12 protein-coding genes and 1 pseudogene are annotated in these 12530 nt (G+C 36.1%); 2 read left to right on the top strand and 11 right to left on the bottom strand.

What is annotated here, in order from left to right; all coding sequences use genetic code 11:
- Positions 1 to 388 precede the first annotated feature (388 nt).
- From BN2144_RS19950 to BN2144_RS13555, 7 genes and pseudogenes are all read right to left on the bottom strand, one after another.
- A complete protein-coding gene (locus BN2144_RS19950; RefSeq protein WP_154665513.1) occupies positions 389 to 529 on the bottom strand; it encodes a hypothetical protein in 141 nt (46 codons plus the stop codon).
- 122 nt (positions 530 to 651) lie between these two features.
- Positions 652 to 1188 (bottom strand): GNAT family N-acetyltransferase, encoded by a 537-nt coding sequence (locus tag BN2144_RS13580; protein WP_033828781.1) that lies wholly within the window; start codon positions 1186 to 1188, stop codon positions 652 to 654.
- A gap of 94 nt (positions 1189 to 1282) precedes the next feature.
- Positions 1283 to 2014: an isoprenyl transferase gene (locus BN2144_RS13575; protein WP_042337960.1), complete on the bottom strand. Its 732-nt coding sequence runs from the start codon at positions 2012 to 2014 to the stop codon at positions 1283 to 1285.
- A gap of 31 nt (positions 2015 to 2045) precedes the next feature.
- The gene (locus tag BN2144_RS13570) at positions 2046 to 2915 is read right to left on the bottom strand and encodes a DUF817 domain-containing protein (RefSeq protein ID WP_042337951.1); all 870 of its coding nucleotides are present in this window, start codon (positions 2913 to 2915) and stop codon (positions 2046 to 2048) included.
- Between the two features lie 80 nt (positions 2916 to 2995).
- Positions 2996 to 3211 carry a helix-turn-helix domain-containing protein gene (locus BN2144_RS13565; protein ID WP_033828779.1) on the bottom strand — a complete coding sequence of 72 codons (216 nt, stop codon included), beginning with the start codon at positions 3209 to 3211 and terminating at the stop codon, positions 2996 to 2998.
- Between the two features lie 10 nt (positions 3212 to 3221).
- Positions 3222 to 3716 carry a DUF2975 domain-containing protein gene (locus BN2144_RS13560; RefSeq protein ID WP_033828778.1) on the bottom strand — a complete coding sequence of 165 codons (495 nt, stop codon included), beginning with the start codon at positions 3714 to 3716 and terminating at the stop codon, positions 3222 to 3224.
- Positions 3717 to 4458: 742 nt separating this feature from the next.
- Positions 4459 to 5040 (bottom strand): annotated as a pseudogene (locus BN2144_RS13555) (TetR/AcrR family transcriptional regulator).
- 127 nt (positions 5041 to 5167) lie between these two features.
- Here BN2144_RS13555 and BN2144_RS13550 point away from each other — a divergent pair.
- A complete protein-coding gene (locus tag BN2144_RS13550; protein ID WP_187367010.1) occupies positions 5168 to 6160 on the top strand; it encodes a DUF4003 family protein in 993 nt (330 codons plus the stop codon).
- Positions 6161 to 6279: 119 nt separating this feature from the next.
- On the opposite strand, the gene BN2144_RS13545 is transcribed toward BN2144_RS13550, so the two are convergent.
- Positions 6280 to 6774: a phosphoribosylanthranilate isomerase gene (locus BN2144_RS13545; RefSeq protein WP_033828776.1), complete on the bottom strand. Its 495-nt coding sequence runs from the start codon at positions 6772 to 6774 to the stop codon at positions 6280 to 6282.
- Positions 6775 to 6862: 88 nt separating this feature from the next.
- The gene (locus BN2144_RS13540) at positions 6863 to 7411 is read right to left on the bottom strand and encodes a short-chain dehydrogenase (RefSeq protein WP_033828775.1); all 549 of its coding nucleotides are present in this window, start codon (positions 7409 to 7411) and stop codon (positions 6863 to 6865) included.
- A 234-nt stretch (positions 7412 to 7645) separates the two neighbouring features.
- Here BN2144_RS13540 and BN2144_RS13535 point away from each other — a divergent pair, with 234 nt between their 5' ends.
- Entirely contained in the window at positions 7646 to 8560 is a 915-nt protein-coding gene (locus tag BN2144_RS13535) for an MBL fold metallo-hydrolase (protein WP_033828774.1), read from the top strand.
- A gap of 304 nt (positions 8561 to 8864) precedes the next feature.
- Here BN2144_RS13535 and BN2144_RS13530 read toward each other — a convergent pair whose 3' ends face one another.
- Positions 8865 to 11444, bottom strand: coding sequence for an AAA domain-containing protein (locus BN2144_RS13530; RefSeq protein WP_050632318.1), 2580 nt, complete (start codon positions 11442 to 11444; stop codon positions 8865 to 8867).
- A 71-nt stretch (positions 11445 to 11515) separates the two neighbouring features.
- On the bottom strand, positions 11516 to 12445 hold the full coding sequence (gene rarD / locus BN2144_RS13525; protein ID WP_033828773.1) for an EamA family transporter RarD: 930 nt from the start codon (positions 12443 to 12445) through the stop codon (positions 11516 to 11518).
- Positions 12446 to 12530: the final 85 nt, after the last annotated feature.

Raw genomic sequence — 12530 nt, 5'->3', positions numbered from 1 at the left:
TAATCTATATGGTAAGAAACGGTATTATTATTTGTCTTTTAAATAAGAAATATGTATTTTTCAACTAACATGTTCTTTACCCATTCTCATTACTCAAGAAAACTATGACATTCGAGCTTATAAGCGATAGTAGAATCCTAGATTACAGAAAGAAATTTTCTTGGTTGTAGGGTAATTCAACCAAAGCCATTCATATGCACTTATTTATTTAAAGAAGATAGAAACCTATTTATACTTACCTTTCAAGTCAACAACTCATATCTAAAAGTCACGAGGGTTCTCGACATAATTCTAAAAAGGGTAACCATTAAGATTTCCCTCATCTTTTCGGTTACCCGTGATTGTGTTTTTCCTGAACATTTTGAATCGTGTCCCATAGCAGTCGATGTTACTCCTCTAATTCCGAATGACTAAATTGATCCATCGGACGAAGATTTAAGTCTGTATCATTTTCCAAAAACACTGCTCCTAATGTTTCATTCCCATATAATGTGTTTGCATAGGTTAAGATTTTTTTCATATGTCTCATGATTACTAGATATGTTATCTATCTCCTTTAATAAAAGCCTGCCTTATCGGTTTCGTTCTCGTTCAAATCGATCTTCATCATTCCAAAGTGACTTCAATTTTTTATGGAAAGGATATACCTTTTTAAAACGTCTCTGCATCGAGTTTAATTGGTGTGGTAATCCCGTGTTCCCAATCCGATCGGGTTATTGCATAGATCATTGCGTCCATAAGGGAGCCGTCATCATTTTCCCATGCATCCCGTAAGTAGCCTTCCTTAACAAACCCGCATTTCGTAAGTGCTTTTCTCATCGGTACATTATCATATCGGGTATAAGCTTCAATTCTTATTTTTCGATCAGGAAGTCTAAATATGTATTCCTTTATCCAGTTAACTGCTTCTGTGCCATATCCCATTCCTCGCCATCTCGTTGCAAGGCGAATATCGAACATCGGAATCGTATCTGTTATATCGTCCAAAATAATCAAACCAATCTTTTCCCCATTCTTGTTGATCCAAAATGTTGCCCGCTCATCCTGATACCATCCTTTATGAAATGACTGCATGATTTTATATTTTGACGGATGTGGATCCCGATGAAATTCCCACGTATTTTCTATGAAAAATGTAACTAAATCTTCTAACTCATCTGTTAACGGTGTAAAAGTCAACTCTCCCATCGAAACAACCCCTTTTTGAATCTTTTTAAAACACTATAATTTATTTATATCATATTTATTGTTGTTTCTACATTGAAAACGCTTTTTTCGAAAGTTAACTAAGTATTGCTTCATTCAATTCATCTACACCACCATATCTTCTCTTACGTTTTCCATAATCCTCAAGTGCACGTAAAAACTCCTTTTCTGAAAAATCTGGCCACAGTACATCGGTAAACCAGAACTCTGTATACGCTAATTGCCAAAGCAAAAAATTACTTAGACGTTTTTCTCCGCCCGTTCGAATAAGTAAATCTGGTTCTGGAAGGTCAGTCGTATACAAATATTTCGAAAACTGTTTGTTGTCTACTTTATCGATTGATATTTTTCCATCATTTAAATCAGTAGCCATTGCTTTTACAGCATGGAGAATCTCGTCTCTTCCTCCATAGTTTAGGGCAAAATTCATTTGTAGTCCGTCATTCTCTTTGGTACTATCAATTGCATACTGTAATGCTTCACGAGTATGAAAAGGGAGTTTTTCCATATCCCCAATAGCCCCGATACGCACATGATTCGCTTTAAGCTCTGGTAAATAAATGTTTAAAAACTCTTTTGGTAGTTTCAAAATAAAATCTACCTCTGGTTTTGGACGTTTCCAGTTTTCCGTAGAAAAGGCATACAGTGTTAATACCCTCACCTTGTATTTGATGGCAGTCTTGACAATACTTACAACCGTTGATACCCCTTCTTTATGACCAGCAAATCTGGGTATCCCCCGCTTTTCAGCCCAACGCCCATTTCCATCCATAATAATTGCGATATGTTCTGGTATATTATCCACCATTTTATTTTCATGAACTTTCAATTTATGTTTACTAAAAAAAAGGAAATTTCAATGTTAACTTTCCTAAGTTCTTACCCTCACGCATCCTTTTTCCTCCCTTCACCTGCTTCAACGTCGCTACAATGAGAAAGCTAACAATAACTAATAACACCCATGAACTCACCTTTCCAATATACACAATGCTCCATGTATCGGTCTGGTTTGGATATTGCCATGCCCCAAAGAACGTTGCTATATTTTCAGCTATCCAAATAAAAAATCCGATGAGCACAAAAGATAAAACAAGTGGCATAAGGTAACGAGTGCCATTAACCTCATACGAAACGCTTGATTGCCAGAAGACAATGATAACAAGTCCAGCTAACCACAAACGGATATCTATCCAAAAATGATGTGTAAAGAAGTTTAAATAAATTGCCGATGCTAACACGACTACTAGTATGAACGGCGGCCACTTGAAAAGTTCAACCTGTAATCTCCTCCATGCTTGGCAAAGATAACTCGCTACACTTGCATACATAAATCCGCTATATAAAGGAACTCCGAACACTTTAAAAATCCCCTTTTCAGGATAAGACCAAGAACCCATATGTACCTTGAAAATCTCAAGCGCCAGTCCAATAAGGTGGAATAAAGTGATCACCTTTAGCTCATCTCTTGTTTCAAGACCTGAGCGAACCATCCACCATTGCATCAAAAGAAGCAAAATGAGTAACCAGTCATACCGAGGTAAAAAGGGAAGCTGAATGAATTGTGTAATCGCCAAAGTAGCAAAAATGACAACCGGGAAAATACATGACAGAGCTTGTTTCCAACCGAAATGAATAAGTTGTATAAACGGTCTTAAGAATTTTGAGTGAATGAAATCGCGTTTTAATTCATTCTGTCTAGTTAAATTCATTAACAGGCCCTCCCTCTATAAATGTTGGTACATCAATGGTTTACCCGTTCCCTTCTTTATATTTTTTACTTTATTCTCGCCTAAGTCCCTTCATCCTTTTTGTAAGCTAAAATATCACCTGGTTGACAATCCAATGCAGCACAGATTCCCTCTAGAGTGGAGAAACGAATTGCTTTTGCCTTTCCATTTTTCAAAATTGAAAGGTTCGCCATCGTAATACCCACCCTTTCTGAAAGTTCCGTCACACTCATTTTTCTCTTCGCTAACATCACATCAATATTTACGACAATTGCCATTTTTTTCACCTCAAACCGTCAAGTCATTTTCAGCTTTCATATCAATCGCTTCTTGTAGAAGTTTTTTAAGAACAGCGACAAAAACAGCGACTACCATCGATGCCCCAACAATAACCAATCCAATTAATACGAGACCTGGGGCATCATCCCATTGTGCTACGATAAAGAACATTGGAAGAGCAACTGCATACAAACTGCTAATTGCAATGGCACAGTTCCTGATTTTCCTTAAAGAAACGACAGACAGCTGAGAGAAGGCTTCGTTATTGTCAATGTACCGAAGAAGTTTTAATGCTTGATATAAGGCATAGTAAAACGGTATCGCTGTACCGTACATGATTAATAAAATGGAAAGTATGACAAAACCTAACATCGCACCGTCTTTAGCTTGTTCAATTGCTTCTATGACAATTTTAGGTAACAACAATATACAAAGTGCCAGAATAGGAACACCAATTAAAATAACCGCGATTCGTAAAAAGAGCGTTGAGCCTAATCGTTTCATAAAAAACACCTCACATTTATTTTCGAATTTGATTTTAACATACCGCTTATCGTTTATCAATAAAATTTATTGTTTATCAATAAAAATTTATCTTTATTGATTTAATTTTTGTTGTAATAAAACATGCTTTAAAATCCTTTCGACACATTCATTGTTTCTACAACAGTATTAGCGATACCGAGTAGCCCACTCAAAGTTAGCCGAATGTTTCAAAATGAGTTCCATTTTGCTTACTAATAATATGTAGCTTCTGTTTGTTAGTTCGAGAGCATCAAGCTGCCTTCAGATTCACGCGTAACACGAACACCCTTGCTTTCTGCTAACAGTTCCCACTGCCAAGCCTATAGTGGACCTTCACCATCAAGTTATTACCCATGACAGGCGCACAAAATAACCCCATGATTTTGATAAATTCACGGGGGGATTATTTCTGTTATTAGTTATATTTCCTTAATCAGTTCAATTAACTTTTATCTTCAAGTAAAACTCAAAAATGATGTTCGTTTGCTGTATCTTTATTTCAACAAACAATATCAAATAGTTTGATAAAAGCGATTTCCCTTTATTCTTTCTAATTCTATATTCGTTTTCAATCTTATTCGTTTTTACATTTATTCTCTATAAACTCATCTATATATGTAACTTCTTGAACTTCTTTATTTCCGTTTCTCCTTCATCCAATAATACCATTTTATCTAGAGTAACTAGATAAACATGAAGTTTCATTTGTCCTTTTCTTCAGTTAAAAATTACAAATCCACTTTAAATGTAATGCTAATACTTGTTCTACTCGATCTTTCGTCATCCGCTCTGGCTGAAGGATTGCATGAATAGCGAGTCCATCGACAATTGCAAAGAGACGTTCCGTTTCAAGATCAATATCGACACCTTCCTTTAAGAAGTTACCTTGATCTAGCATGTCCATTATTTTTCTTGATCCAAGAAACATGATATCATCAATATCAATTCCTTGCTTATTACGAAAGTATAGAACGAACTTGAGCCAAACCGCCATTTCAGCCTTTGTTATCTCATTTGTCGGCATGATTTCCAATATCATTTGAATGATCTTTTCTTTTGGTGGCAAGTCCTTTAAAATAATATTTTAGGTTCGTTCTGTCACTCGTTTCTTAACGAACTCCATGGAAAAGACTAACAATTCTTCTTGGAAATTAAAGTAATGTCTTAAAGAACCAAGTGTCAATCCAGCCTCCTTTGCGATATTTCGTACGGTCGCTCCATTCATTCCATCCTTTAAAATAAATCGCCACACTGCTTCCCCTATTAACTTTCTTCTGTGTTCGTGATTTACTATCTTTGGCATATTTTTATTTTAAGAAAAGTGGCGATCAAATCATATAAAAAGAATCAAACTCCAAGTGATAAAATGAAACTATCCCCCAACATATCCGTATATAAACTATCGATGATTTTTTTAGGATGTGTTGATGTTGACAAATCACAATTTAGAACAAAAAATAGACCAATTTCTATCCATCTATAAGGAATTAAAAAAAGCTTTAAAATGGAAGGTCACTGATCATAAAACGACTATGCTCATCGCCTCAATGTATGTAGTGAATAAGCGAGATTTCGATTTACAACGGTTTCTTCAAGTCAGCGAATACATTAAATCTAACGTGAATGCTTTTAATACACTTCGATCCCAAGAACGATTTTCTATTGGAGCTATGCTAGATATTCATTGTGATCAAGTAGAAGATGTATTTCATTCATACCTCGATTTATATGATGTGCTTGCTAAGAGTGGCTTTAAGCGAGGCATGTTTACGTATATTGCAGCTGGCATTCTCTTCACAAGTAAAATAGACCCGAAAGAACATATTTTATTCGTTGAACGGGCTCAGCATATTTATAAAGCGATGCAGAAAGAGCATATGTTTTTAACATCAGAAAATGATTATCCACTCGCACTGTTATTAGCAACACGAGACGAGGATGTTTCTTCCCTCATCGAGCGTATGGAAGGATTTTACCATCAATTGCAAATAATAGGATTTAAAAAAGGGAATGATTTGCAATTTTTAACTCATATCCTTTCTTTAGATCCGACCGCTGACAAAAATGTATTAAGTGATTGCTGTTTAGAAATTTTCGATAAAATACACCAACTAAATAAAAAACCGAAACCAGTGAACTATCCAATAATCGGTATGCTTGCATTATGTGATCAGAAACAATTCGATTTACAACATTTAATTACTGTCACGGAACGACTAAATGCTGAAAAAGATTTTAAGTGGCAAAAAGATATCAACTTTATGCTTGCAGCTCAATTATTTATATGTGAACTGACAAAAGATCCAACCGTTCCGACAACAGGATTAATGACTACGCTTGAAATTATTATGCAAGCACAACAGGCGGCGATGATTGCATCAATGGCTGTCGTAACCGCTGCAACTTCATCCAATAATAATTAACATGCAAACTTCTCTATTAAGGGTGCATAGTTACGAGGCGCCTTAAGCACCCTTTCCTTTAGTTGAAATTAGATAAAAAGAGATTCTTACTGGCCCGATATCCGGCTTTTTTACACACCTTATAAAATGGTTTTTAAGTAATCTATCTTCTTTGAATCTTTGTTATTATTCTGATCTGCACGGTAACTATCTTTAGAAGAGGCCTCGTAAACACGTAAATATTGTTCTGGACTTAGTAAGTAATATTTTACATCACCCTTTTGATGTAAGTTTAAATCTTTTAACTGTATACCTGCGAAATCGGGTAATGTGTTAATAATCCCGAATTCAACGCTCCATTCGTCCTTTGAAAACTCATGCTCGTGTAAATCAATTAATTCATAACCCATAGAGTTCATGATTTTTACGATAACATTCCAATTGTATATATTTAATTCGGGATGTACTTCCCAACCTCTTGCGTCACCCGGTACATGGATATCTAGATCTTGTGCATCCCAACTTTTTCCTGTAACAAGTTCTAAACCGACCGAACCCATTAAAAGTGGAATAATTCCATTTTCGTTTAGCTCTTTTGCAATGCTAAAAAACACTGCCAACTTATCATTATCCATTTACATCCTCCATTTTTGTATGATGTTGGTTAAGAGTGGGGGAATTATATCCAGCTATATCTGTAAGAAAATAACTTTCATTACAAAATTATGGTCGCTTTTCCCGAAGTTCAACTTGACCAATTGTCGCTACGTTCTCTTTCTTCTTAATGGCTTCAATTACTCCACTAGAAATTTCCTCATTTGTTAACCACCGTGAACAGCTATCATCTATAATAAATCCTAATTGAACTTGATAATATGTACAAAAGTGAGGAATGGCTATATGTTCCCTTATTGTTTCTGTATTTGAGCGACTACTTAAAATATGGAATAATTGCCATCTGTGCTTTCGATTTGAGACCTCGTCTATAATAATTGAGAGTGCCTCGGTCGCATATGAATGAATCCAAGCTACGACAAGATCAATCTCACCATTTTTGCTAATCGTATTCTTTAGTTTTTCTTGCAGCTTTTTTCCATCTGTATAATCAACAAGTAAAGGGGTAACGTGGTGTTTTGTGCCTGCCCTTTTTACTAATTTATCCATACGTTCTGCGTTTCGTGCGATAATTGAAACATGGTATCCTTGACTAATAAGCCAAAGCGAAACTTCCGATAACATTCCTGTTCCACCAACTACGAGCGCGTGCTTCATTTTTCATCTGCCTTTCATAATTATTACTAAAATGAAAACCTTTAATAATAATTCCCTGTTTCTGAGCAATTTTCCTTCTATTTCACAAAAAATATGATGGAGAGAGGATTGATGACTAGTTTAAGTACGATTTATGGTAAAATACATCCAGAGAATTACATGTTTATTTAAAAGAGCGATTCTTTCATATTTGCAACTAAATCATATAAGGCTTTCTATAAGGATGAGATGATGATGAAAAAGAAAAGGTATACGAATTTAAATCATGTATCCAATAAAAAAACATTTCAAGATATGCGAAAGTGGCAAAAAGAACGACGACGCAAAGTAAAAGATTTAACGAAGAATATTGAGCAATGTTCAAACAAAAGGATTGACGAACTAAAAGCAAATAGAAACGTGACGTCCTATACTTGGATTGGCCACTCTACGTTTCTACTTCAACTTAATGGGGTAAACATTCTTACGGATCCGGTATGGGCAAAGCGAATGGGATTTCAGAAAAGATTAACAGAACCAGGAATTCCATTAGAAAATTTACCTGAGTTTGATGTTGTCGTTATATCACATGGACATTATGACCATCTTGACTTTCCAACATTAAAAAAGCTAAAGGGCAACCCACGGTATTTTGTTCCCATCGGTTTGAAGTCACTTTTTTTGAAAAAGGGATATCGAAATGTGATCGAGATGAGTTGGTGGGAAGTGGTTGAATATAAAGGAATTCAAATTCACTTTGTCCCTGCACAGCATTGGACAAGAAGAACGTTGACAGATATGAATACCTCTCATTGGGGAGGCTGGATTTTTCAAGCTAATAAGGAAACGCTTTATTTTGTCGGTGATACGGGCTATTTCCCTGGCTTTCAGGAAATTGCTTCACGATTTCCCATTGATACGGTGTTTATGCCCATTGGTGCTTACGAGCCGGAATGGTTTATGGCTGATTCCCATATTTCGCCTGAAGATAGTGTGAAAGCTTTTAAAGAACTAAAAGCTAAACAGTTTGTCCCTATGCATTATGGTGCGTATCGTTTAGCCGACGACACAGGGCCCGAAGCTTTAGAAAGATTAGTAACAGAATGGAAAAAGCAACAATTGCCCAAGGAACAGCTGAAGATTCTACTGATTGGAGAAACGTACTTTTAAAGAATGCATTGAGGATAACAATCGTACTTATAATAGAATGGCTCTATCTACTCATTTCTCATTAAAACCCAAGAAAACGGGTTTATAGAATGGCTCTATCTACCCTTTTTCCTTAAAATTACACAAAAACGGGCTCATAGAACGACTCTATGAACCTATTTTTACTGAAAAACCACGAATACCGGCTCATAGAGTGACTCTATGAAACCATTCCCCTTAAAATTCTGGGAAAAGCGGCCAATCGCATAACGTCTAACCTAACCCCTTTTCCCCGTAAAAATCCGTGAAACTTAACAACTTCTTTCTATATTAATAATGCTACTTCTACATTCGACCTACAACGATGACAAGTTACGTGAAGTTCGTTTCCGCTCCCTTCCACTTCAAGGGAACTTTCACAATTTCTACATTTTAACTCTGCATAATCAATGTATTTTTGTAAATACCAATCTTGAATACTTGCCTTCATCCCACAATAATCACAGTTTAGACTAAATGACCCATCTTTTTTCGTACCGATCTTCCGAACACTATGGCACCTTGGACATTGATCCCAAGTGGCAACATATTGACTAAATGTATACGTAGGTCGATAACTTGTCACATTCTTTTTCACTACATCCTGTACTTTTTTTGCAGGCGTTAAATTTAAATAACTATGAAAAAGTTCAACGACTTGCTTTGATACAAGTCGGCATGTAACAGATGGCAATTGTGGTGATGTATCAAATATTGAAGGAGCACCAACCCATAAACGTTCATCATTTATTTGAATAAATGGCATGACTAAGTCTTTATGAACAATCCGAAATCTCCTCAAAGGAATTTCTGCTTGTCTCAATGTAATGACATCAATATCAATTTTATTTTCTAAGCTTTTCAATAAATCCCATCGTTTACGATTTATTTTCAATGGATACGGAACGGAAATAACAATCTTCTTAGCTTGTTTCATGTCTTCTAGCAAAGGTTCTATATTCGAATCCACAAACCATTGTAAGTTAGCATGATAATTACGCTCCACGATTTCTCGTAAATTGAAACGGGTGTAGGAATGACCAATCCTTTCTAGATGATTACTTAACTGTTGAATCGTGTTATTCTTTGATGTCCGTGAATCCATATACTTTTTATCAACGACATGAATAAATTTTCCTCGTGCTCGAGTTACAGCCACATTTATTAATTTTTCACTATCCGCACCCGTCAACAGCTTCCCTGCTCGGGACTCAGGATAGCTATCAACCGCATCAAAAAGAACGAAATCACGTTCTGAACCTTGAAATTTATGAACAGTTGCTGCAACGATTTTTTCACTTCCAACACTTAAACGGTTATCCGGAAAAAATTCGCGAATGAATGTATTCACCAGCCGCGACTGTGCCCGGTATGGCGTAATATAGCCAATAGATTCTAGGCCATCCATTTTTGCCGAGAGGATCAATTGTAGGGCAATCAATGCTGAGAATAGATTAAAGCGTGAAGTTGATGAAGCATCCCTTAATGCATAAGCTCCCATATTCGACAAATCGATTTGTACGGCTGCTTCATTCACAAACGGATGCTTTGCTGCAACCGGCTCTCTCTTAGTTCGAACAGTTGGGTGATCAGATACTTTATTTTGATAGATAAATTGATTTGTAAAACGAGAGATATCGGGGTGCATCCGCCTTTGCTTCGTTAACATAAATAAATTTGGATGAGCCTCTTCAAGAGAAACTGACTGAACAATTTTTGCCACTTCAAAAATATCCCGCTTTAACCATTTTTCTACTAATGTATGATTTGCCATCGCAATCGGAGGTAACTGCTTGAAATCCCCACAAACGATCGTATGTTTTCCTAGAGAAGCACTGTAGGCAATTTGTGGTGTGTAAGCCATACTCGCTTCGTCGACAATTACAATATCATACGTTTGCTCGTACACGAATGGGTCCATTGCCGCTTTTGACAATGTCACACCGAGTACCTTAGCATTGCTGACAAATCGTTCTTCTTCTTGTTTAAGGCTTGAGCGAATTTTTCTTAACTGATTTTCTATGTTTGCAAGTTTTTTTCCTTGAATATCAGTGTAATTACGTTTAACCGACATTCTTCTCTGTTCCAATTGCTTCAGCTGCTCACCTAAATTTGGTAGAGACTTTTCAACCATTTTCTCGATAAGTAAACCCTCGTGTTCGCGTACTTTCAGGTCATGACTAAATCCGTAACGAAGAACGTCCCCTGCCTTCCATTGTCCTTTCCCTTTTAAATAAGTAGCAACTTCCAACATTAGCACGTCCACCGCAGCATTACTATGCGCTAATATTAAGATTTTCAATCCCTTTTTGTATAAGTATGCAGCCATCCTTGCAAGTGCATACGTCTTACCCGTCCCAGGTGGTCCCCATACATAAGTAACTGGGTTATATTTTGCACGTAAAATTAATTCTGTTACATCATTTTTTATTTTATCTTGTGGATGTTTCGTAGGTGTATTTGGCGAAAGTAAGCGGTGAACACGTTTCTGTTTACCGGAATCACCTTTCACACTGTCCAATCGCTTCGTTAATGCGATTAACAATTCCCATGGAGCACTGTAAAGTTCTGCCTTTTTAACATCATTACCGAGAAAGTCATTTATTTTTATGACAACATCAAAACCCTCTACAGATAGGACAATACCACTGTACACTTGATTGTGATACTCAACACGAACAGGCGTCCCATCTGGTAGAAATAAATCTGTATGAACTAAAAACCAGTATGTTGCTCCTGTATCATCAGTTGTTAAACATTTTCCTTCTGTAATAACAGTTTTTATGCCACCTTTAGATTCTAAATTGTTTGCTTCTATTGTTAAGGCCTTTTGCCATTGGTTGATAAAATCATTGATGCTAGCCATCGTACATACTCCTCGAAATCTTATATTAAAATAGTAACCTTTTAATTATACCATATTAAAATCGAACTGTTTTACACACTCCTAACGTCGGCATCAACGGCCGTGGCTTTTCTTCTTTTAATCATTTGCTGAATATTTGAGATGGTAAAGACCAGAATAGCTAACCAAATACAGGTAAACGTAATTGCATGATCCTTTGTAAAAGGCTCTTTATATAAGAGAGTACCAAGAATTAAACTGATCGTTGGAGCAATATATTGTAAAAAGCCGACCATATAAAGTGGAATTTTTTGCGCCCCGATACTAAACCATAAAAGTGGTAAAGCTGTTGCAATGCCGGAACCAAGTAAAAATAAATCATTGTTAAGTGACCCCGTTAAGAAGTGATGTTGACCATTAAAACCGATATATGCTAAAAATAATAACGCAATAGGCAACACAAATAATGTTTCTAAAAACAAGCCTAATATCGAGTCTACTTTTATCAATTTTTTTGATAAACCATATAGTCCAAACGAAAGGGCCAACAGTAGCGCAATCCATGGGAATTTTCCAAATGTAACCGTCATATAAATAACACCGATTCCGGCTACAGCAAATGAGATCATTTGTATTGCATTTATTTTCTCCCGTAGAACAAAAACTCCTAATAAAAGAGAGACGAGTGGGTTAATGTAATAGCCTAAACTCGCTTCCACGATATGATTCGTATTTACAGCATAAATGTATGTAAGCCAGTTAATACTAATAAATAGTGAGGCTAAGATTAATCCTAGCCACGTTCTCCTGTTTCTCATTTGCACTTGAGAGAAATTTTTTAGTAGTTTTCTTTTTAACAGTCCGACAATCGTTAGTACGAAAATAAACGACCAAATCACACGATGAGCTAATATTTCGAGTGCAGGTACATGATTTAAAAACTTCCAGTAAATGGGTAATATTCCCCACAATAAATAAGATCCCGCTGTATACGAAATTCCTTTTGTAAATTCACGTTCCATCAGTTTTCCCCCGTTTTGTTTATTTTATATAGATTACTATATTTTAAAATCACCTACCACTAATCTGGAAATTTTTCTTTAATGA

Source organism: Bacillus andreraoultii (genome assembly GCF_001244735.1).
GTDB classification, from domain to species: Bacteria; Bacillota; Bacilli; order Bacillales; family Caldibacillaceae; genus Caldifermentibacillus; species Caldifermentibacillus andreraoultii.
Note: the sequence above shows the minus strand (reverse complement) of the source record. Positions and strands in the feature narration are given on the sequence as shown.